The sequence below is a fragment of the Vibrio sp. 10N.247.311.51 genome, assembly GCF_041467855.1.
Lineage (GTDB): Bacteria > Pseudomonadota > Gammaproteobacteria > Enterobacterales > Vibrionaceae > Vibrio > Vibrio coralliirubri.
The window spans coordinates 1-21,180 of the sequence record NZ_JBFSVK010000010.1 but is presented as its reverse complement, the minus strand read 5'-3'; the positions used below and the strand labels follow the sequence as shown (position 1 = coordinate 21,180).

General features: G+C 45.0%; 19 protein-coding genes and 1 tRNA gene. 11 read left to right on the top strand and 9 right to left on the bottom strand.

All coding sequences use genetic code 11. The annotated features are described in order from the left end of the window. Nucleotide 1 precedes the first annotated feature (1 nt). Nucleotides 2-1,519, bottom strand: coding sequence for an inorganic triphosphatase (locus AB6E85_RS11225; RefSeq protein ID WP_017102953.1), 1,518 nt, complete (start codon nt 1,517-1,519; stop codon nt 2-4). Between the two features lie 207 nt (nt 1,520-1,726). Between AB6E85_RS11225 and AB6E85_RS11220 the strand changes: the two genes are divergently transcribed. The 3 genes from AB6E85_RS11220 to AB6E85_RS11210 all read left to right on the top strand — a co-directional run bounded on the left by AB6E85_RS11220 (nt 1,727) and on the right by AB6E85_RS11210 (nt 4,615). After that, nucleotides 1,727-2,407 carry a TIGR00153 family protein gene (locus AB6E85_RS11220; RefSeq protein ID WP_010434644.1) on the top strand — a complete coding sequence of 227 codons (681 nt, stop codon included), beginning with the start codon at nt 1,727-1,729 and terminating at the stop codon, nt 2,405-2,407. Between the two features lie 128 nt (nt 2,408-2,535). After that, nucleotides 2,536-3,798: an inorganic phosphate transporter gene (locus tag AB6E85_RS11215; RefSeq protein WP_048609672.1), complete on the top strand. Its 1,263-nt coding sequence runs from the start codon at nt 2,536-2,538 to the stop codon at nt 3,796-3,798. Between the two features lie 205 nt (nt 3,799-4,003). Beyond that, nucleotides 4,004-4,615 (top strand): TIGR04211 family SH3 domain-containing protein, encoded by a 612-nt coding sequence (locus AB6E85_RS11210; RefSeq protein WP_017629377.1) that lies wholly within the window; start codon nt 4,004-4,006, stop codon nt 4,613-4,615. A gap of 105 nt (nt 4,616-4,720) precedes the next feature. Here AB6E85_RS11210 and AB6E85_RS11205 read toward each other — a convergent pair whose 3' ends face one another. Further along, nucleotides 4,721-5,680 (bottom strand): general secretion pathway protein GspB, encoded by a 960-nt coding sequence (locus AB6E85_RS11205; RefSeq protein ID WP_372142701.1) that lies wholly within the window; start codon nt 5,678-5,680, stop codon nt 4,721-4,723. Beyond that, a complete protein-coding gene (locus tag AB6E85_RS11200; protein WP_372142699.1) occupies nt 5,680-7,350 on the bottom strand; it encodes an AAA family ATPase in 1,671 nt (556 codons plus the stop codon). The genes AB6E85_RS11205 and AB6E85_RS11200 overlap by 1 nt, the downstream gene beginning before the upstream one ends. A 36-nt stretch (nt 7,351-7,386) precedes the next feature. Between AB6E85_RS11200 and AB6E85_RS11195 the strand changes: the two genes are divergently transcribed. Next, nucleotides 7,387-8,703 carry a multifunctional CCA addition/repair protein gene (locus AB6E85_RS11195; protein ID WP_172380449.1) on the top strand — a complete coding sequence of 439 codons (1,317 nt, stop codon included), beginning with the start codon at nt 7,387-7,389 and terminating at the stop codon, nt 8,701-8,703. Between the two features lie 92 nt (nt 8,704-8,795). Here AB6E85_RS11195 and AB6E85_RS11190 read toward each other — a convergent pair whose 3' ends face one another. From AB6E85_RS11190 to folB, 3 genes are read right to left on the bottom strand one after another with little or no spacing between them, the layout of a single operon-like run. Then, nucleotides 8,796-9,599, bottom strand: coding sequence for an undecaprenyl-diphosphate phosphatase (locus AB6E85_RS11190; RefSeq protein WP_010434624.1), 804 nt, complete (start codon nt 9,597-9,599; stop codon nt 8,796-8,798). A gap of 15 nt (nt 9,600-9,614) precedes the next feature. Continuing rightward, entirely contained in the window at nt 9,615-10,097 is a 483-nt protein-coding gene (gene folK, locus AB6E85_RS11185) for a 2-amino-4-hydroxy-6-hydroxymethyldihydropteridine diphosphokinase (protein ID WP_050622275.1), read from the bottom strand. Then, entirely contained in the window at nt 10,094-10,453 is a 360-nt protein-coding gene (folB, locus tag AB6E85_RS11180; protein ID WP_050622274.1) for a dihydroneopterin aldolase, read from the bottom strand. Before folB ends, folK begins: the two co-directional genes overlap by 4 nt. 138 nt (nt 10,454-10,591) lie before the next feature. Here folB and plsY point away from each other — a divergent pair, with 138 nt between their 5' ends. Continuing rightward, nucleotides 10,592-11,188: a glycerol-3-phosphate 1-O-acyltransferase PlsY gene (plsY, locus tag AB6E85_RS11175; protein WP_009847793.1), complete on the top strand. Its 597-nt coding sequence runs from the start codon at nt 10,592-10,594 to the stop codon at nt 11,186-11,188. A gap of 43 nt (nt 11,189-11,231) precedes the next feature. Here plsY and AB6E85_RS11170 read toward each other — a convergent pair whose 3' ends face one another. Both AB6E85_RS11170 and tsaD read right to left on the bottom strand, forming a co-directional pair. Further along, nucleotides 11,232-12,047: an alpha/beta fold hydrolase gene (locus AB6E85_RS11170; RefSeq protein WP_372142697.1), complete on the bottom strand. Its 816-nt coding sequence runs from the start codon at nt 12,045-12,047 to the stop codon at nt 11,232-11,234. Nucleotides 12,048-12,153: 106 nt separating this feature from the next. Then, nucleotides 12,154-13,170 (bottom strand): tRNA (adenosine(37)-N6)-threonylcarbamoyltransferase complex transferase subunit TsaD, encoded by a 1,017-nt coding sequence (tsaD, locus tag AB6E85_RS11165; RefSeq protein WP_372142695.1) that lies wholly within the window; start codon nt 13,168-13,170, stop codon nt 12,154-12,156. 258 nt (nt 13,171-13,428) lie between these two features. On the opposite strand from tsaD, the gene rpsU reads away from it, so the two are divergent. From rpsU to AB6E85_RS11135, 6 genes are all read left to right on the top strand, one after another. Beyond that, nucleotides 13,429-13,644 carry a 30S ribosomal protein S21 gene (gene rpsU / locus AB6E85_RS11160; protein WP_004396009.1) on the top strand — a complete coding sequence of 72 codons (216 nt, stop codon included), beginning with the start codon at nt 13,429-13,431 and terminating at the stop codon, nt 13,642-13,644. A gap of 25 nt (nt 13,645-13,669) precedes the next feature. After that, entirely contained in the window at nt 13,670-14,113 is a 444-nt protein-coding gene (locus tag AB6E85_RS11155) for a GatB/YqeY domain-containing protein (RefSeq protein WP_017069475.1), read from the top strand. A 119-nt stretch (nt 14,114-14,232) separates the two neighbouring features. Next, nucleotides 14,233-15,984, top strand: a complete 1,752-nt coding sequence (gene dnaG / locus AB6E85_RS11150; RefSeq protein WP_017069474.1) for a DNA primase — start codon at nt 14,233-14,235, stop codon at nt 15,982-15,984. Between the two features lie 99 nt (nt 15,985-16,083). Continuing rightward, nucleotides 16,084-17,928, top strand: coding sequence for an RNA polymerase sigma factor RpoD (gene rpoD, locus AB6E85_RS11145; RefSeq protein ID WP_048609664.1), 1,845 nt, complete (start codon nt 16,084-16,086; stop codon nt 17,926-17,928). A gap of 163 nt (nt 17,929-18,091) precedes the next feature. Next, a tRNA-Ile gene (locus AB6E85_RS11140) sits at nt 18,092-18,167 on the top strand. 185 nt (nt 18,168-18,352) lie between these two features. Continuing rightward, nucleotides 18,353-19,594 (top strand): integrase domain-containing protein, encoded by a 1,242-nt coding sequence (locus tag AB6E85_RS11135; protein ID WP_372142693.1) that lies wholly within the window; start codon nt 18,353-18,355, stop codon nt 19,592-19,594. 239 nt (nt 19,595-19,833) lie between these two features. Here the strand turns inward: AB6E85_RS11135 and AB6E85_RS11130 are convergent. Next, on the bottom strand, nt 19,834-21,180 hold a 1,347-nt coding region (locus AB6E85_RS11130; RefSeq protein WP_408063618.1), incomplete at its 5' end, for a type I restriction endonuclease subunit R, EcoR124 family.

Here is a 21,180-nt window from a genome sequence, read left to right as displayed (position 1 = left end):
TTTAGTCTTGCCAGTATGGCTCAACCTCAACACTGATTTGGCGCGTCTGTTCCATCGCATGCAGAATGGACACTTCTTGACGAGCCAACCAACGCTCTAGCTGAACCTTCTCATCACCTTCCAACTTTTCAGTCAAAGGCTCCAGTGTTTTAAGTGCCAGCAAATCATCAATGCCTTGCACCATATCGGCCCATGGCAAGCGGAAGCTGTTTCGCTCAGCGTCATCATATAAACTCGCGAAACCAACACCAGAATACAGATTACGCATCAAACGGTATTGCTGCTCAATATACGCTTGGCTGGTCATTACTCGCTCTGGCGGGAAAGCTTCCATCAAATCTGCCCATGTGCGATCGAGTTGCTGCACAGAAAACCATTCGATACCACGACCCATTTGTTCACGCGCTTTCTCATCTAAGAAAGGCTGCCAGCCACGAGACAAGATCCAACGGCTCAGATCCAACAATAAACCAGTGTAACGAGCAGAACTCAGCAAGGTAAGCAGATCTTCACGATCTGGCAGTTGCTCTTGCATCTCTTTAAGCTCAGCGACTAAGAACTTACGCGCATCAAGTTTACGCAGCACGTGCCCTTTATCTTCCAGCAAGTCTTCGAAGTGATCATAACTTTTCAGCCAGTCGAGCTCTTGCTCAAGCCACTTCAACTCTTGACGTAAAATAGCACTCGCGCGTCTTGGGACAATACCACCGTAGATAGTGAAGGTTTGACGAATAAAACTCAGCGAGTGACTGATCTCGTGCAGCGCTTCAATCGATTGGCGCTCAGTGAAGATCTGCTCGTGATAGTGCCAATGAGCGAGAGCATGCTCTAAAGATTGAATGAAACACGATTCAACAGTATCACTTTTGTCAGTATCAACTAAGGTCAAAGGAGTGACTTCATCTCCTTGATAACCTTGAGCAAGGCGGTAACCCTTAGCTGCTTTACTTAGGTTACCCAAACGCATGCCACCTTGTTCGCAGAATTGGCGAGACAATGTAAATAGCGCATCCGTTTGACCGGATTTAAGTTCCAATTCAACTTCGCAAATCGGTTCTTGCAGATCGCCTGATTCAACGAAGCCTTGATCGAATGCGACCTCGACTTGGCTACCATCAGGCATACCAATCAACCACTGCTCACGCGTGAAGTTGGTAGAGAACAGAGGAGTCAGCTCAGCTTGTAACGTTTCGATGTCTTTACCCGCTGGCCAGATATCCTCTGGGTGCAGGGCTAGCTTAGGTTCGTTGCTGTCGTGTTCTGCATTGTATTCAGGCCTTTGATGCAGGCCAGCAACCACACGACCAGCAGTCTTTACGGTTTGTACAAATACGTCATCAAAGCGTCGAATGCGTAAGCCTGTATCGTGCTTACGTAGCCAGTTGTCAGCGGTGTCAAAGTAGATGTTACCTAGCTCACGACAACTGTGCTGAAGTACTTTAGTTTCAGCAATTTTATTGCGTAAAGTCTCTGAAAATTCAGGCGAAACAAAAAACTTCAGTTCTATCTCGGTTTCCATAGTTATACCTTTCTGTGAAGATAGGGACAGGATATTGCCAATTTGAAAAGTCGGCAAGTCAGAAATATCGCCCTTATGATGATCTAAAACAGTTTTAATGAGAGATTGATTAGGTTAACATGCGCGACTTTGTAGCCATCGCTTAACATTTCACCATGAATATGGTGTATGTTGTTTTAAGGTTATTATTTATTAGGTTGGATGACCATGCCAGTAAATACAATTATGGGGTTATTTGCAAAGTCCCCAATTAAACCTTTGCAGCGTCACGTAGTATGCGTGAACGAATGTTGTTCTCACCTAGTTAATTTCTTTGAAGTTTCTTCAAAAGGTGACTGGGAAAAAGCATCAGAAATTCGAGCTCAAATTTCTCACCTTGAGAAAGAAGCTGACGTACTAAAACGTGAAATTCGCCTTAAACTTCCTCGTGGTTTGTTTATGCCAGTTGATCGCACCGATATGTTGGAGCTATTAACTCAACAAGACAAACTCGCAAACCTAGCGAAAGACATTGCTGGCCGTGTATATGGTCGTCAACTTGTCATTCCTGCTCCTATGCAAGAAAACTTCATCGCTTACGTTAAACGTTGTCTAGATGCAGCGAACCAAGCACAAAACGTAATCAATGAATTAGACGAATTACTTGAGACTGGCTTTAAAGGCCGTGAAGTAACACTCGTTGCCGAAATGATTCATCAATTAGATGTAATTGAAGATGACACGGATGCGATGCAGATCGAACTACGCCAACAACTAATGGCAATTGAAGGCGATCTGAATCCAGTTGATATCATGTTCTTATACAAAATTCTTGAATGGGTTGGTGGTATTGCAGATCAAGCACAGCGTGTAGGCGCTCGTCTTGAAGTAATGCTTTCTCGATCTTAAATCATACGTTAACCATATAACGAAGAGCATTTTTTGAACAAACCACTTATGCGCTGAGTATTCCTCTCGCTGAGCGGTTTTTTGCGTCTAAATTTGTTCCGCTTGTTATCAAACAACTAGGTATTACGATGGATATCCTTGCTAACTACGGCACTGTCCTGATTATTGTTGCAGCAGCTTTCGGTTTCTTGATGGCTATTGGTATTGGTGCAAATGACGTTGCGAACGCAATGGGCACCTCAGTAGGCTCTAAAGCTCTAACCGTTAAACAAGCGATCATTATCGCAATGATCTTTGAATTCGCAGGTGCTTACCTTGCGGGCGGCGAAGTAACAGACACGATCCGTAAAGGTGTTATCGAAACGTCTCTATTCGCTCATCAACCTGATGTACTTGTGTACGGCATGATGTCAGCACTTCTTGCTGCTGGTACATGGCTACTTCTCGCTTCTTACATGGGCTGGCCTGTTTCTACGACTCACTCAATCATCGGTGCAATCATCGGTTTTGCGTGTATTTCTGTAGGTACTGAAGCTGTAGACTGGAACAGTGTTCAAGGTATTGTGGGCAGTTGGATTATCACACCCGTTATTTCCGGCTTCTTCGCTTACGTGATATTTGTAAGTGCTCAACGACTGATTTTTGATACAGAGAACCCGCTATTCAACGCGAAACGCTTTGTACCGGTATACATGTTCATCACAACGATGGTGATTGCACTTGTAACCATCAAGAAAGGTCTTAAGCACGTTGGTCTTCACCTAAGCAACACTGAAGCATGGGTTTGGGCTGCTGCCGTTTCTGCGCTTGTTATGGTCGGCGGTTACCTATACATCCAGAAGAAATTTGCTAATCGTGAAGAAGACCACGGCTTTGCCGGTGTTGAAGGCATCTTCTCGGTACTAATGGTTATCACAGCTTGTGCGATGGCCTTTGCACACGGTTCAAACGACGTTGCGAACGCGATTGGTCCACTGTCTGCTGTTGTATCAACCGTTGAGCACATGGGTGAAATCACAGGTAAGAGTACTATCGCATGGTGGATTCTTCCTCTAGGTGGTTTCGGTATCGTTGTTGGTCTTGCAACAATGGGTCATAAAGTAATGGCAACCGTTGGTACTGGTATTACAGAACTAACACCAAGCCGTGGCTTTGCTGCACAACTTGCAACGGCATGTACAGTTGTACTAGCTTCAGGTACTGGCCTTCCAATCTCTACTACACAAACACTCGTTGGTGCAGTATTAGGTGTTGGTTTTGCTCGTGGTATTGCAGCACTAAACTTAGGTGTTGTACGTAATATCGTGGCTTCTTGGATTGTGACACTGCCTGCAGGTGCTCTACTTGCTGTTGTGTTCTTCTACGGAATTCAAGCTGCGTTTACTATGTAATCGCGACTGCGTTAGTGAATACTAGCGTCAGAATAGTGTGAGCTTCAGTAACGATATGTAAATGCCATGTCATTATTGACTCAAACGCACAGAAAGGGAGGCTTTGCCTCCCTTCTTTGTTGCACCGCATAAAGAAACTAAATATTATTTGCTGATTGAGGCTGACTCATACGCCTACCCAATTTGAATCGTTAAGGGATTTACTGTGAAAAAACTGATTAGCTTAGTTTTGTTCGCAATGCTTGCGGCTCCAGCTGCCTTTGCACAAGACCGTTATATTGCTGACAAACTATTTACTTATATGCATTCTGGCCCAAACAACACATTCCGTATCATCGGTAGTGTTGATGCTGGTGAAAAGATTACATACCTACAAACTAACAAGAGTACGGGTTACACCCAAATTCAAGACAACCGTGGCCGTAAAGGTTGGGTTGAAAGCAAGTTTGTAAGCACTCAAGAAAGCATGGCACTGCGTATGCCTAAGCTAGAGAAAGAGCTGACGGAAGTTAAAGGTAAGCTAGCGAATGCTCGTCAGAGTGCTGACAGCGAAAAAGCTGGCCTAGCAAGCTCTCTAGATTCTCGTAACAAGCAGATTGCTGAACTAGAACAGAACTACAGTGAAATTAGCCAACAACTAACGAGCTCTCAAACAGAGAACCGTGAACTGCGCGCTAAGCTAGACACTCAGAAAGACGACCTGCTATTAAAGTACTTCATGTACGGTGGTGGTGTTGCGGGTATTGGTCTACTTCTAGGCCTTGTTCTGCCACACATCATGCCTCGTCGCAGAAAATCACCAAACGGTTGGGCGTAGACGTAACGCTTGTATCAGGTACAGTAAATTCAGTATCGAATATCAAAAAGGAGCACCGAGGTGCTCCTTTTTATTTGTCTGTTCTCTAGGTGCGTTTAGAGCTATCTAACCTTTCCACTCATACAGAGCTGGGATTTCTATCTTCTGCTGATTGAATTCTATGATCACCGATTGTGGCTTAATCTCCAGTAATTGAATGTCTTGTCCAATCCAATCTCCTTGCGCCACTTCTTGGCCGTTCACTTTTACCCAACGCTTGGTTTCGCTACTCGAGTACATATGGGTTTGTAGGTCTAACTTAGGAAGGACTCCTGATAAGCTATTGGTGTGCGTTTCCAACTCAATGACCTGAGAACCTCTTTGCCCTGCTGGTCTAGAGTCCATTGGTTCAGGAGCGCTTTGTTGCTCACCCATAATGGATTCAAGCTTCAATGCCAAATCAGGTGGCAACTCACTGAGGTCTAGCCCTTGCAGCAGGTCGCTGTCTGATTGCTGATAATTGCCTTTATCGCTTACACCAGGTCCAACTTCAGGCTCAGCTAATGACAGCTCTGAATCATCTATCGTTCGCGTACTGCTCTCGGCTATGACTACCGGCACAGTAACTCCACTAGAGAGGTTAGTGCTGTCAAAATAAACCTGAGCATAAACCTCTTGCCGAGGTAACGACTTTAACGCCTTACTTGTCGGTGCTGAACGCACCACAAACAGAGGCCCATCTTCCATTTCTTCTTCCATTTCTTCTTCCGCATTCAAGTCAGCCGTTTCGACATCCTTGAATTGAGCTGGCTGTGGTTCTGTGTTCGAAGTGGTGACAGCTTGGCTAGCCGTTTGCTGTTGATGGTAAGATTGATAAGCTAGAACGCCACCCACCAACAAAGAAGGAACCAAGATTAAGAGCAACCCCATCGCTAACGATGAACCTCGTTTGTTACTCATCCCTTTTGCAGAATTAGGAACATGATGATTCTGGTAGCCTTTGAAGTTTAGTTTGCTAAGAGAGTGCTGATTAATAGAAGACGGCTTGTGAGACGACTGTTTAAGTTCGTGCATAATACGTGACATTAGCTTTCGCCCCCTTCTAGTGACATCAGCTTAGGCGAATCGAGTTGAGCTAATTTCTGCAATCTTGCCAAGGTGCGCTTACCTGCAATGCCATCAACCGACATACCCTGCCACGTTTGAAATGCTTCGATTTTCATTTTTAACTCATAATCAAAGACATCACTACCGGAAACAACCTCTCCTAACACTTCAGAAAGCAGTAGATCAAGCAAAGCAACCGCTTCACCTTGATAGCCCTCTTTGAGTGTCTCTCGCAACGGCTGTTTCCAAATAGCGACATAATCGCCTTGCCAGATTTGCTCTAAGGATTGCTTCGGCATCACCAGGAGCTTTTCATTCACCAGTAACTCTACAGCATCCTCAGACACACCATATAGCACAGCAAACACTGGCTTTTGGTCTATGTCGAGATTAAGTACCACAGGCACGCCTAGTTCTAACAATGTATCCAAATTGGCCTGTTGCTGCTCGCATACAAAGACACTTTGTGGCTCACTTAAACACAAGCCATCACGCAGTGAAGATTGATATCCCCACAGCGTATACAAGTCCTTTATAGCAAGAGAACGATTGGTCCCCTGCATCAAATGTTGTTGAATGTGTTGTGGCAATTCAAGCTTGGCAAGTTTTGGCTCAGCAACCAACTTAGGAACATCTGCCACCAATGAACGCTGAGTATGTGCTAACACTTCAGTCTTCGCTTCATTTGAAGCATCCTTAGGCAACCAAGCATTGATATAAGTTGGAGCGAAGTTAAAGGTCGCTATTGCAAGGCCAACGCTTAACGTCGCAATCCCTGCGTATTGGAATAACTTGGGCGCGACACGAGAAGTTCGAGCTTTCTCGACGTGATAGACATCGGCCTGAAAGGACATAACCTGCTGACATGCTCGGTTAACCGTTTCATTGCTCGGTAGCTGCTCTCCATCATGAAAAGCCAACTGCAGTGCTTTGTCACACACCAAGTTAATGAGCCTTGGAATACCATGCGTATATTGAGCAATTAGCTTGATAGAGCGGTTCGAAAACAACATCTGCTCGCCACCCGCCGTCTCCAAACGAAACGCGATGTACTTGCCCGTTTCTTCGGTATTAAGAGGCAGTAAGTGATAACGACCAGTAATGCGCTGTGCTAGCTGACGCAGCTGCGTAGTTTGTAAGTGCTGTTGTAATTCAGGTTGGCCGACCAACAGTACTTTTAACAACTTGCGACTGTCGGTTTCCAAGTTTGTTAGAAGGCGTAGCTGCTCCAACACATCGGCAGCGAGATGTTGGGCTTCATCTATTACCAATAGGGTTTGAATGCCTTCGGCATGGCTATCAAGTAGAAAATAATGAATAGCCTGACTGAGCTGTTTCAACGATGCCTGTTCCGGGTACTCGACCTCAAACTCATCGCAGATAGCTTCAAGTAAATCCGTATTTGAAAACGTAGGGTTAAGTATAAGGCCAGCCTGAGTATGACTATCCAATGAAGACAACATCGCCTTAGCGACCGTTGTTTTCCCAGTACCAACCTCACCAGTAAGCATCGCAAAGCCCCCACCCTCGCCTAAACCGGCTTGTAGGTTCTGCATCGCTTCTTGATGGCGCTGACTCAAAAACAAGTAGCGAGAATTTGGTACAATCGAAAATGGCATCTCAACGAAGCCAAAATATTCCTTATACATGTGCTGCCCTATAATTACGATTAATGGAAAGTACCATTGCTTGCAGTAAAGTCCAGCAGTGATAAAACATTTCGAGGTGATAAGTTGCAAATTTACGATAGCCTACCAAAAGACAACGGGCTACAACGCTATCTAGTCGGTGGAGCAGTGCGCGATAAGCTGCTCAATATTGATAGTTATGATAGAGACTGGGTCGTGGTAGGGAGTACCCCTCAAGAGATGGAAAACCTTGGCTTTACTGCTGTGGGAAAAGATTTCCCCGTATTCTTGCACCCAAAAACCAAAGAAGAGCACGCACTAGCTCGCACTGAGAGAAAATCCGGTTCCGGTTACACCGGCTTTGAGTGTTACTTCGCGCCAGACGTGAGTTTGGAAGAAGACCTGATGCGTCGAGATCTGACCATCAACGCTATCGCTCAAGATGATAAAGGCCAACTTTACGATCCTTACCATGGTCAGAAAGATCTCTCAGATCGTGTTTTAAGACACGTTTCAGACGCTTTTGTTGAAGATCCTCTTCGTGTGCTGCGTGTGGCTCGCTTCGCCGCTAAGCTTCACCATCTTAACTTCACGGTTGCACCTGAAACCATGGATATGATGAGTGAGATCGTTCAATCTGGTGAGCTGGCACACCTCACTGCAGAGCGAGTTTGGCAAGAGTGGCATAAGTCTCTTAGTACGCCGCACCCTGAAATGTTCCTCTCTATATTGAAAGAGTGTGGTGCATTGGCAGTCGTATTGCCTGAGATTGACGCTCTATTTGGCGTCCCGCAACCTGAGAAATGGCACCCTGAAATCGACACGGGTATTCACACTCTGATGGTTGCTCAGCAAGCCGCACTATTAAGCCCATCGCTACCGGTACGCTTTGCAGCTCAAGTGCATGACTTAGGTAAAGGCGTCACGCCAGAAAGCGAATGGCCAAGCCACAAATTGCATTGCCACACAGGTTTGAAAATCATTAAGAAGCTGTGTGAACGAGTCAGAGTGCCCAATGAGTTCAGAGATCTTGCGCTGCTAGTGTGCGAGCAGCATTCTAATATCCACCGTGCAGGTGAACTAAAGCCAACCACCTTTCTCAAGGTTCTCAACAAGTTTGATGTTTGGCGTAAGCCAGATAGGCTCGACGATATACTGCTTTGCTGCCAAGCCGATCACGCAGGCCGAAAAGGATTAGAAGATCAGCCGTATCCTCAAAAAGCGCGTTTTGAAGTCGCTTACCAAGCGGCGCTTCAAGTCGAAGTCAAAGCGATCATTGCCGATGGTTTTAAAGGCAAAGATATTCGAGAAGAACAAGAGAAGCGAAGAGCCATCGCAATTGAAAGCGCCCTATCAGGGCTCGCTACCAGTTAATCGTCACCGCACTAACTAAAACGCATTAAAAAGCCCGCTGTTAAGCGGGCCTTTTGTTTCAATCTTTACAGCGAGACCGTTGTCCGCGTCTGTTACTGCATCATCAAGAAAGCAAACAGACCACAACCGAGAATCAGGCGGTAGATAACGAACGGTGTCATGCCCATACGAGAGATAAGCTTCAAGAAGAAGTGAATACAGATGTAAGCACTGATGAAAGACACCGCAACGCCCGTTAGCAAAGTGCCAACATGGATTGGGTCACCACTGGTCACCAACTTAAGACCTAAATAACCACCCGCCAGAGTGATGATTGGGATAGACATCAAGAAAGAGAATCGAGCCGCGGCTTCACGTGTGAAACCAAGGTAAAGCGCTGCGGTAATGGTTGCGCCAGAACGAGACGTACCCGGAATGATCGCCATTGCTTGAGCAAGACCAATAAACAGCGCCTTTTTCCAACCTGCTTGGTATTCGTCATCGCGCAGGCTTGAGTTCTTGTCCACCCACCATAGCAATAGACCAAAGATAATCGTTGTCGTCGCGATCACCCACGCACTGCGCAAGTAAAGCTCAACAATATCTTTCATCAACAAACCAAAGATACACGCAGGAATCGTTGCGAGAATGATCATCCACGCTAACTTCGCTTCTTTACTGCGATCGCCTTTAAACACTGAACCAAAGAATGCACTCAACAGAGAGACCACTTCTTTACGGAAATAGATAACCACGGCTGCCAAAGTACCAACGTGGACAGCGACATCAAAGGCCAAGCCTTGATCTTCCCAGCCTAAAACAGCAGAAGGAAGGATTAGGTGTGCAGAACTGGAAATAGGTAAAAACTCAGTAAAGCCTTGCACCAACGCCAATATAAACGCTTCAAAATAACTCATTACTTACCTTAAAAATTATAGTTTTATATCTACGACAGAGAGCGAGTCTAATTGCTGCATCTTCTGCCATATTTCACTGACGGTTCTTCCGTCTTGCGGGATCACTCGCGCAGGACAAAGATCATAAAGCGGTTGTGTTACAAAAGGATATTTGTAGATATCACTGCGTGGCAGTTCTGGTTCACGCTCAGAAACCTCCTCTCCAAACAGCACAATATCAAGATCGAGCTTTCGATCTTGTAGTTTGTGCGCATCTTGAGAGCGACCCCATTTAAACTCAATTTTACGCAGCTTCTGTGAAAATTCAGTCAACGAGAGTGACGTGTCGAGCTCTATCACAAAGTTATAAAACGGATGGCTATTAAAACCCACGGGCTCACAGTGATAGATTTTAGAGCATTTAAGGTTAGTCCCTAACGATTGAAGCTCTGTCCATGCCACCCTTGCATGCTTATCGCGGTCTATGTTCGTGCCAACACCAACATAGGCTACTGTCATGCTTGACCTCGTTCGATGATCACGCCAACGGCTTTTGCTTGCGGCACTGCGCCAGGTTTCGCCAAGCGGATTTTAATCCACGGCACAGAAAATTGAGTCATGACCAATTCAGCGACTTCTTCAGCCACACGTTCAACCAATAGGAATCGGCCATTAGCAATGTGGTCAAGCACAGCTGTACTCACAGTCGAGTAGTCCAAAGCATCAACTACATCATCACTCTTACCCGCTGGGCGGTTGTCATGAGCCATTTCAATATCAAGCACAAGTTTTTGTTTAATCTCTTGTTCCCAATCGTAAACACCGATCGTTGTAATTACTTCTAGCTGTTCAATGAAAACTTTATCCAGTGCCATGACTTGTCCTTTTAGAGGTCGGATACCCATATGAGGGAAAAAAACGTATTATTTGCGTAATTCGAGATATGATATCAATTACTCTTGGATTGAGCATTATTTTCCCATCGTTAGGCTTATAACCGTTTAAGGAAAGACATGACCCCATTGGCACTAATCATGATCATTGCAGCCTATTTGCTAGGTTCAATCTCTAGTGCGGTCTTGATATGCCGAGTCTTAAGACTTCCTGATCCAAGAACGGTAGGCTCTAATAACCCAGGAGCCACCAATGTACTGCGCGTTGGCGGTAAAGGCGCAGCTGCTGCCGTCCTCCTATGTGACATGCTGAAAGGCACTATCCCTGTCTGGCTTGGCTACTACCTCAAGATCGACCCAATCATTCTAGGGGTTGTGGCAATTGCGGCGTGTCTAGGTCATATGTATCCGATCTTCTTCCACTTCAAAGGTGGTAAAGGCGTGGCAACCGCACTCGGCGCTATCGCCCCAATAGGATTCGATCTAACAGGAATGATCATGGCGACTTGGTTAGTGGTGGCGTTTTTGTTTCGTTACTCTTCTTTAGCGGCACTGGTCACCGTGCTACTTGCCCCTTTCTACGCTTGGTTAGTCAAACCTCAATACACATTGCCAGTAGCCATGCTTTGCTGTTTGATCGTGTTACGTCACCACCAGAATATCCGCCGCCTACTCGATGGCAGCGAACCAAAACTCGGACAAAAAAAATCGGCTTAAACTGTTACGTCTAAGCCGAACCATAATATTCAGTATTTAAAGCTTATAGCAGGTGTTTATCTAAAAACGTCTTCAGCATTGTGCTCACAAACTCTGGTTGCTCTAACGAGCTAATATGACCTGCGCCAGGAATCACCACTAATTCACTGCCCGTAATGCAATCGTGCATTAGGTATGACTCAAGTACCGGACGTGGTTTATCTTCTTGTCCTACAGCAATCAAAACAGGCAGAGCAAAATTCTCTACCGATTCAATCATGTCACGACGTCCAAACACCATTCGACCAATTCGTGCCACTTCTTCAGCGTTGTCGCCCTCAAGAGCTGATAACTGCTGAGTAAAACCTTCAACTAAAGCTGGCGTGTTGGTTTGAGCATCATTAGCGAAGAACAGTGGAACAATCGCTTCAACAATTGGCTGAGGAAACGTCTTGGTTTGAGTGATGGTATCTAACATGCTGAAGTACTTAGCGTGAGCAACTTCTGGTTCTAAACCCACAAAAGTATCCATTAGAACCAAAGACTTAATACGTGCAGGTGCAAGCTCCGCTAACTCAGTCCCCCACATACCGCCAACCGATAAGCCAACCACTGAGAATTCTTCGATCTCTAAGTGATCAAGCAGAGCCAAAACGTGCTGAGCGTAATCTTTCAAGTTACGCATCGAAGTGGGTGCAGCTTGAGATCCACCATGAGACCAAAGATCTGGAACAATACAGCGATAATGAGTTTTTAACGCTTCGATCTGCGGGTTCCACATCGCACTATCCCAAAGGTAACTGTGGCCGAGTACAACAACAGGGCCTTGACCTTCATCTAGGTACGCCATCGATTGATTGTCTACTGTGAACTTGTTCATTTTCTTCCCTAATCTCTATCAGCAATTATTTATCGACATACAGTCGGTAAGCTAGGATATAAAAACGGCCGCACAAGGCGACCGTTTATCGAAACACTATAGTCAATTACGCAATTGGCTCTAGTTGGTCAATTGGCCAACGCGGTGTGGCATGAACAGACAAATCAGCCGTTTCGCCATTCTTCAGGCGCTGCATGCCCGCATAAGCGATCATCGCACCATTATCTGTACAGAACTCAGTGCGTGGGTAGTACACGTCACCACCGACTTTCTTAGCAAGCGCCTCAAGCTCAACACGCAGTTGTTTGTTGGCACTTACACCGCCAGCAATCACTATACGTTTCATGCCCGTTTCAACCAAGGCACGCTTACACTTGATTACTAAGGTTGCACAAACGGCTTCTTGGAACGCGTAAGCGATATCAGCGCGAGTTTGGTCATCATTATCGTTATCACGAATGGTATTCGCTGCGAACGTCTTCAGACCAGAAAAGCTCATATCTAAACCCGGACGATCGGTCATTGGGCGCGGGAACTTAAAACGGCCTGGAGTGCCTTTTTCCGCCAAACGAGATAGCAGTGGACCACCAGGGTAATCTAAGCCCATCAGTTTCGCGGTTTTATCAAACGCTTCACCCGCTGCATCATCAATCGATTCACCAAGGATTCGGTATTCACCAATACCTTTCACTTCTACCATCATGGTATGCCCGCCAGAAACCAGCAGAGCCACAAATGGGAATGGAGGTGGGTTGTCTTCTAACATTGGCGCAAGAAGGTGACCTTCCATATGGTGAACAGGCACAGCAGGCACGCCCCACGCATAAGCAATACTGCGACCAATCGTTGCACCTACAAGCAAAGCACCCACTAAACCAGGGCCAGCTGTGTAAGCCACACCATCAATGTCTTTCGACGTTAGGTTCGCTTCAGCTAATGCCGCTTTAATAAGAGGAATTGTTTTTTTCACGTGGTCACGCGAAGCTAGCTCAGGCACCACACCACCGTAATCGGCGTGCAGCTTTACTTGGCTATATAATTGATGAGAAAGCAGCCCTTGCTCATCATCATAAATCGCGATTCCTGTTTCATCACAAGAGGTTTCAATACCAATAATGCGCATAATTTTCTCGGCACGCTTTCGTCTAAAATGGGAAATTAGCGCAATATTACCCTGCCTAAGCTCTTCAAACAAATATTGTACAGACTATAATCGACAAAGTGCTTTACAAAGCCACTGTGATCGGATTAAAATTCCGCACCATTTTTGATCAAGCTGGTTAATGGCCAAACGCGAATAGAGAGTTAGCTCGATGGGTAACTTCTCTGATTTGGTACTGAGTGGCCAGCGATAATGAATAACCCCTGAGGTGAAAGGCATATGCCAATAGTTAAAGTACGTGAAAACGAACCGTTCGACGTTGCACTACGTCGTTTCAAGCGCTCTTGTGAAAAAGCAGGTATCCTTTCTGAAGTTCGCCGTCGCGAGCACTACGAAAAGCCAACAACAGTTCGCAAACGCGCTAAAGCAGCAGCTCAAAAGCGTCACGCTAAGAAGCTAGCTCGCGAAAACGCACGTCGCGTTCGCCTGTACTAATAACTTAATCCATAAGGACTGAGTTATGGCTCTTATTGAACAACTCAAAGAAGAGCAAAAATTAGCGATGAAAGCCAAGGACAAACCGCGCCTTGGCACTATCCGCTTAGCTCTTTCAGCAATTAAGCAACGTGAAGTTGACGAACGGATCACTCTGAACGACGACGACATTCTTGCTGTATTAGTTAAAATGGTTAAGCAACGTCGCGATTCTGTTGCTCAATATGAATCGGCAAATCGTCAAGATCTTGCTGACGTGGAAAAAGCAGAAATTACGGTACTTGAAGGCTTTATGCCTCAACCGCTAACTGATGAAGAAGTTATTGCACTACTTGATAGCGCAATCGCCGAAGCTCAACCAGCGGGCATGCAAGACATGGGTAAAGTAATGGCTATCTTGAAACCACAAATTCAAGGGCGTGCAGATATGGGTAAAGTTAGTGGTTTAGTTCGTTCTAAACTCGCTTAATCCCAAATCAAATTGCAACAAGCCGTGCAATCCTTCGGAACGCACGGCTTGTTTGTATCTGTAACCTATTCAAACTATTATTATCCACACTCTCAGTTAGTGCATTTTTCTAAGGTTTTATGGCAGGACACATCCCGCGTAGTTTCATCGATGATCTCCTAGCGCGTCTCGACATTGTCGACATTGTGGACGCACGCGTGAAACTTAAGAAAAAAGGCAAAAACTATGGTGCTTGTTGCCCATTCCACAACGAAAAGACCCCTTCTTTTAGCGTAAGCCAAGAAAAACAGTTTTATCACTGCTTTGGTTGTGGCGTACACGGTAATGCTATCGACTTCATTATGGAGTTCGAACGTCTCGATTTTGTTGAAGCTATTGAAGAGCTAGCCTCTTTCTTAGGCCTCGATGTTCCTAGAGAACAGCGCAGCGGCGAGATATCAACAGCACCAAGAGCCAACAGCGAACAAAAACGTAACCTCTACGATTTGATGGGCGGTATCAGTAATTTTTACCGCTCTCAACTGAAAATATCAGCCAACAAACCTGCGATTGATTACCTAAAGAATCGTGGCCTTTCGGGCGAGATCGTCCAGAAGTTTGGCATTGGTTATGTGGCCGATGAATGGGACTTAGTTCGTAAGAACTTTGGCCAACAGAAAGAAGCCCAAGACATGCTCGTGACTGGCGGCATGTTAATTGAGAACGATAAAGGTAACCGATACGACCGATTCCGTGGACGCGTAATGTTCCCGATTCGCGATCGTCGTGGCCGTGTGATTGGTTTTGGTGGTCGTGTATTAGAAGACGGCACACCAAAATATCTCAACTCACCAGAAACGCCTATCTTCCATAAAGGTAAAGAGCTTTACGGCCTTTATGAAGTGCTGCAAGCCTACCGTGAACCGCCGCAAATTCTTGTGGTTGAAGGTTACATGGATGTCGTGGCTCTCGCGCAATATGGTGTCGATTACTCAGTAGCATCACTGGGCACCTCGACAACTGGCGACCACGTTCAAATGTTGTTCCGTCAGACCAGCACTGTGGTTTGTTGTTACGATGGTGACCGAGCAGGTAAAGAGGCCGCATGGCGCGCACTAGAAAACGCACTTGAGTATCTGAAAACCGGTAACACGCTTAAGTTTCTGTTCTTGCCCGACGGTGAAGACCCAGACAGCTATATTAGAGAGCATGGTAAAGCCGCTTTTGAACAGCTAGTCCACAATGCGACGCCGCTTTCGACCTATTTGTTCGATAACCTGATTGAAATACACAAGTTAAACTTGGGAACAACCGAAGGTAAATCAGCACTGCGTGCACACGCCAGCGCCTTGATTAACAAAATTCCTGACAGTTACTTCCAAGAATTGCTCGAAAAACTGCTCGATGAGCGAACTGGATTTGATAACCAATTGCGACGTGCGCGTGTTCATACACAGAACCCGACACCTCAACCGCATAAAGAGCTCAAGCGCACTCCAATGCGTGAAGTTATCGCTTTGCTTATCCAAAATCCGAGCTATGCTGATATGGTACCGGATTTATCAAGTGTCAAAGGCTTACAGTTGCCTGGACTAAGTTTATTCGTCGAAGTACTTGATAAATGCCACGCGCATCCCCATATCAACACAGGCCAATTATTAGAGCATTGGCGACACAATAAACATGAGGCTCTTCTGTCTCGTCTCGCGAGCTGGGAAATCCCCCTCGACGAAGACAATCAAGAAGACATATTTTTAGACTCACTGGACAACATACTTGCCCAGTGCGTTGAAAAACAAATTGAAAACCTGCAGGCCAAAGCAAGAAGCGTCGGTTTATCAGCCGAAGAAAAAAGGGAGCTACTAGCTTTAATGCTAGATCTAAAAGCGTAACCCTGTTTGATTAGTCAGCATTTAATAAATTTGTTAACATAATTGGTTTGCATTTGAGAATGCAACGTCCTTCACCAGACCTGAAGTTGGATATCATCTATGGATCAAAATCCGCAGTCACAGCTTAAATTACTTGTTATTAAAGGCAAGGAACAAGGCTATCTGACCTACGCCGAAGTAAACGACCACCTACCTGCAGAAATCGTGGATTCTGAACAGGTAGAAGACATCATTCAAATGATCAACGACATGGGTATCAAGGTAGTTGAAACTGCACCTGATGCTGATGATCTAGCACTTAATGATGACGATGCCAATATAGATGAAGATGCAGCCGAAGCTGCAGCTGCTGCGCTTTCAAGCGTAGAAAGCGAGATTGGCCGTACTACTGACCCAGTTCGCATGTACATGCGTGAAATGGGTACGGTTGAACTACTGACTCGTGAAGGCGAAATCGACATTGCGAAACGTATTGAAGATGGTATCAATACAGTTCAACTATCGGTTGCTGAGTACCCAGGCACTATTCCATACATCTTGGAACAGTTTGACCGCGTACAAGCAGAAGAGATTCGCTTAACAGACCTAATCAATGGCTTTGTTGACCCTGACGACGATGGCACAGCTGCGCCAACGGCGACTCACATCGGTTCAGAACTTGCTGAAACTGATCTGGAAGACGAAGACAAAGAAGAAGCTGAAGACGACGAGGAAGAGGAAGAAGAAGATACAGGTATCGATCCTGAGCTTGCTCTTGAGAAGTTCACAGCGCTTCGCACTAGCTACCAGAACCGTCAGCTAGCGATCAACGAGTACGGCCATGAAAGCCCGAAAGCAATGCTTGCAACAACAATGATGCAAGACGTATTCAAAGAGTTCCGTCTAACACCAAAACAGTTTGATTACCTAGTAAACGAACTGCGTAACTCTATGGATCGCGTACGTACTCAAGAACGTCTAATCATGCGTCAAACGGTTGAGTACGGCAAAATGCCGAAGAAATCTTTCATTGCTCTATTTACTGGCAATGAATCTAGCGAAGCATGGTTGGATGAAGTTCTTGCTTCAGACAAGCCATACGCAGAAAAGATCAAACGTAACGAGCACGACATCCGTCGCTCTATCCAAAAACTGGATATGATCGAACGTGAAACGTCTCTTACTGTTCAAAGCATCAAAGATATCAGCCGTCGTATGTCTATCGGTGAAGCGAAAGCTCGTCGTGCGAAGAAAGAGATGGTTGAAGCGAACTTACGTCTAGTAATCTCGATTGCTAAGAAGTACACAAACCGTGGTCTACAATTCCTGGATCTAATCCAAGAAGGTAACATCGGTCTGATGAAAGCCGTAGATAAGTTTGAATACCGTCGTGGTTACAAGTTCTCTACTTACGCTACGTGGTGGATCCGTCAAGCAATCACTCGTTCGATTGCCGACCAAGCTCGTACTATCCGTATTCCGGTTCACATGATCGAAACGATCAACAAACTAAACCGTATCTCTCGTCAAATGCTACAAGAGATGGGTCGTGAACCACTTCCGGAAGAGCTGGCTGAGCGCATGCAAATGCCTGAAGACAAGATCCGTAAAGTACTGAAAATCGCTAAAGAGCCTATCTCAATGGAGACACCAATCGGTGACGACGAAGATTCGCATCTAGGTGATTTCATCGAGGATACAACGCTAGAACTGCCTTTAGACTCTGCAACGGCAACAAGCCTGCGCGGTGCAACTAAAGACGTTCTTGCAGGCCTAACGCCTCGTGAAGCGAAAGTACTGCGTATGCGTTTCGGTATCGACATGAACACTGACCACACTCTTGAAGAGGTTGGTAAGCAGTTCGACGTAACTCGTGAACGTATCCGTCAGATCGAAGCAAAAGCACTGCGTAAACTTCGTCACCCAAGCCGCTCAGAAACTCTGCGTAGCTTCCTAGACGAGTAATTACACACTTTAGTGTGGTTAGCTTTTAAGCATAAAATAAAAAAGGTGAGCGTTGGCTCACCTTTTTTGTGCCTACGTGATTTAAGTGGCTAAGATGTAAGCGGAATTGCCCCTCATAGTGTCTAGACACCATTGATTGGTTCCCCTATAATCTATGCCCTACGGCCCCTTAGCTCAGTGGTTAGAGCGCACGACTCATAATCGTTCGGTCCCCAGTTCAAATCTGGGAGGGGCCACCAAATTCATAATCAAAGACGTCCGCTGGCGTCTTTTTTTACGTTTAAATAAAAAGAAAATCAACAACTTACAAAAATTAGCGTCCAATAGCATCTTTTGCCGTTTGTTAGAATCCAACCTTTTTAGTAACATCATTAGTAACATCAGCACAAAATTGCTCATTTCATTGTTACTAAAAGGCGTTTTTATGGCTAGAACAGTGGTTCCACTGACCGCAATAAAGGTAAAAGATGCTAAGCCTAGGGATAAAGATTATGCTTTATCTGATGGGAATGGCTTACAGTTAAGAATAAAACCAAATGGCTCTAAGCTTTGGTTGCTAAACTATTCTCGTCCTATCAATAATAAACGAGCTAATTTAAGTTTAGGTATCTATCCTAGCTTAACTCTCGCCTTAGCAAGAAAAGCTGCAAATGAAGCAAGAGAATTACTAGCTCAAGGAATCGATCCGAAAACGCATAGAGATCAGCAAAAGCTACAACAAAAAGAAGCTAGTGAGTCAACCTTCTCAATATTTGCGGACAAATGGTTTGAATTAAAAAAACAACAAGTAAAGCCAGATACTGCGGCACACTCCTATCGAGCATTAGAAAAACATATCTTGCCATCTTTAGGACAAACTCCTATTGATGACATTCGACCGAAACAAATCATATCGATTCTTGAGCCTGTAGCCGCTAAAGGGAACTTAGAAACGGTTAAACGTTTATGTCGTATCATAAATGAAGTTATGCGCCTTGCTGTTGCTAGTGGACAAATTGACATTAACTACTTAACTGATGTAACTCGATTATTCCCATCTCCTAATAAAACGAATATGGCAACAATTACACCAGATCGTTTACCAGAGTTAATGAACGCTATTAGCAAAGCGAGAATCACGCTCACAACAAGATGTTTACTAGAATGGCAATTACATACCATGACAAGGCCTGTAGAAGCCGCCACAGCAGAATGGGAACATATCGACCTAGAAAATAACGTATGGGTCATTCCAGCAGAACGAATGAAGATGAAGAAGCCTCACTCAGTTCCCTTATCAAGGCAAATGCTCGCGCTATTAGAAATAATGCGTCCTATTAGTGGGCATAGACAATACCTATTTCCTAGCCATAGAAACCCTCTAAAGCACTCTAATACGCAAACAGCTAATATGGCGTTAAAACGTATGGGGTTTAAAGATCAGTTAGTCTCTCATGGCCTACGAGCGTTAGCATCTACCACTCTAAATGAACAAGGGTTTGACCCTGATGAAATTGAAGCCTGTTTAGCGCACGTTGATAAGAATGAAGTTCGTAGAGCTTATAACCGCACAGATTATTTAGAAAGACGAAGAAAAGTTATGGACTGGTGGGGTGAGCATATAGAGCAAGCCAGCTACGGTAATTTATCCTTAACTGGTTATAAAAATCTAAAGGCCGTTGGTTAACCTTTATGTGGCACTGACAACTAGATCCCAATGCTCACAACCCTACTAATGACCTAAAGCATTGTACATCGACGATGTGCTGGTGGCTCGTGCATATAGAAGAGGCTGCCTTTGGCTGCCTCTTCGTTACTGGAAGTAAGTATTCAAGCTATAAAACATTTCAAATTTTCACATTCTGCTCATGTTTTGATAGTTCTCAATACTAGTGCTAAGTGCCTTTCCCTTCTTTAATTAGTTTCTTATTGACTATTAATACCTTCGAGATCACCTAACAGAACATCGCCCAGAAAATCTTCCGCTTGCCCAAAGATAAACTCTTGAAGGTACTTATCAATGCGCATGTTCAGTTTGAACGGGGGGATCGTCGCTCCTTCGAGGCGTTCAAAGTAGACTTTTGCCTTAGCTCTATCGACCGTTGATTTCAGTGTGTCAAAGCGACCAAAACGGTTAATGTTCTGCTCATTCACATCCCCACCCATCAACTGAAGAAGTAAATTCCTATCTAAACCAAGAGCCTCGACAATAACGGCTATTCGTAACTGTTCCTTCTGATTTTGATAGTCGTTGATGTAGTCTCTAAAAGTATGGCCTTCAATTAGCTGCGCATCTCCACGCTGCAAATCGTGTAAAAAGAGCTTGGCATACTTTTGCTCACTTTGACTCAGTGACGCAAATGACTTATGTAACTCATTGAGTGTAGTTTCAACGCTGGTAGATCCTTGGTGCTGATTAAGCTCTTTTAAATATTTATCAAAGCGACTATTCATGTAGTCGGCATCGATTTTACCCGTGTCTATTTCAGTTAGATAACCACTGATATCAAAAGGGACATCACCACCTGAACCTTCACCATTGCCGTCCCCTTTGCCAGCAAGCTCTTTATAACGCTGAACTAAGCTCATGTAAGTGAGTTCATCGATAGCCAGAGTGACCTCGCGCTCAACACCGCTCTCGCCTTCTAATGAGTCCGTATAGGTAGACTGCTCCCAATTCAGACCTTGCACTTTGGCAGCTTCTAGGTGCTTGTTAAAGGTATTAAATAATTCGGTAAACTTAGCACAGAGCTCTACATCGTCTGGCAGTGTTTCAAAATTTTCAATACCTGCACTAGCAAACAGCTCAGAGATATCCGCTGACACCCCATTCATAAGCTCAATATTACTTGCCAACCTATCAACAAACAGCCCAATAGGTTTGTCGCCGGAGTAGAGTTTGACAGCATCATTAATGTGCTGCTCCATGGTATGTGGATAGCGATAATAACGAACAATGCCATGAGGCTTGTCGGGACCAAACAAACGATTAGTACGCGAGAAAGCCTGAATAATATTCTGGTACTTAATCACTTTATCTAAATACAAGGTGTTCAGCCATTTAGAATCGAAGCCAGTCAGCATTTGATCGACAACGATCAGTAAGTCCAACTGCTTTGAAGGCTCTTTTTGAATATTCTTGTATTGCTCTTTATGAGCAAGCCGCGCTGCGATATCTTTTTTAAAAGCTGAATGGCGGGCAAAATCAAACTCTAGGCCATAGCGAGCGTTATAATCGGCCATAACCTCTTGTAGACCATCACCTTTAAACGT

What these genes read in the sequence shown, in the direction of transcription:
- AB6E85_RS11225 (WP_017102953.1), bottom strand. Translation starts at nt 1,519, where the DNA reads ATGGAAACCGAGATAGAACTGAAGTTTTTTGTTTCGCCTGAATTTTCA.
- AB6E85_RS11220 (WP_010434644.1), top strand. Translation starts at nt 1,727, where the DNA reads ATGCCAGTAAATACAATTATGGGGTTATTTGCAAAGTCCCCAATTAAA.
- AB6E85_RS11215 (WP_048609672.1), top strand. Translation starts at nt 2,536, where the DNA reads ATGGATATCCTTGCTAACTACGGCACTGTCCTGATTATTGTTGCAGCA.
- AB6E85_RS11205 (WP_372142701.1), bottom strand. Translation starts at nt 5,680, where the DNA reads ATGTCACGTATTATGCACGAACTTAAACAGTCGTCTCACAAGCCGTCT.
- AB6E85_RS11200 (WP_372142699.1), bottom strand. Translation starts at nt 7,350, where the DNA reads ATGTATAAGGAATATTTTGGCTTCGTTGAGATGCCATTTTCGATTGTA.
- AB6E85_RS11190 (WP_010434624.1), bottom strand. Translation starts at nt 9,599, where the DNA reads ATGAGTTATTTTGAAGCGTTTATATTGGCGTTGGTGCAAGGCTTTACT.
- folK (WP_050622275.1), bottom strand. Translation starts at nt 10,097, where the DNA reads ATGACAGTAGCCTATGTTGGTGTTGGCACGAACATAGACCGCGATAAG.
- folB (WP_050622274.1), bottom strand. Translation starts at nt 10,453, where the DNA reads ATGGCACTGGATAAAGTTTTCATTGAACAGCTAGAAGTAATTACAACG.
- plsY (WP_009847793.1), top strand. Translation starts at nt 10,592, where the DNA reads ATGACCCCATTGGCACTAATCATGATCATTGCAGCCTATTTGCTAGGT.
- AB6E85_RS11170 (WP_372142697.1), bottom strand. Translation starts at nt 12,047, where the DNA reads ATGAACAAGTTCACAGTAGACAATCAATCGATGGCGTACCTAGATGAA.
- tsaD (WP_372142695.1), bottom strand. Translation starts at nt 13,170, where the DNA reads ATGCGCATTATTGGTATTGAAACCTCTTGTGATGAAACAGGAATCGCG.
- rpsU (WP_004396009.1), top strand. Translation starts at nt 13,429, where the DNA reads ATGCCAATAGTTAAAGTACGTGAAAACGAACCGTTCGACGTTGCACTA.
- AB6E85_RS11155 (WP_017069475.1), top strand. Translation starts at nt 13,670, where the DNA reads ATGGCTCTTATTGAACAACTCAAAGAAGAGCAAAAATTAGCGATGAAA.
- dnaG (WP_017069474.1), top strand. Translation starts at nt 14,233, where the DNA reads ATGGCAGGACACATCCCGCGTAGTTTCATCGATGATCTCCTAGCGCGT.
- rpoD (WP_048609664.1), top strand. Translation starts at nt 16,084, where the DNA reads ATGGATCAAAATCCGCAGTCACAGCTTAAATTACTTGTTATTAAAGGC.
- AB6E85_RS11135 (WP_372142693.1), top strand. Translation starts at nt 18,353, where the DNA reads ATGGCTAGAACAGTGGTTCCACTGACCGCAATAAAGGTAAAAGATGCT.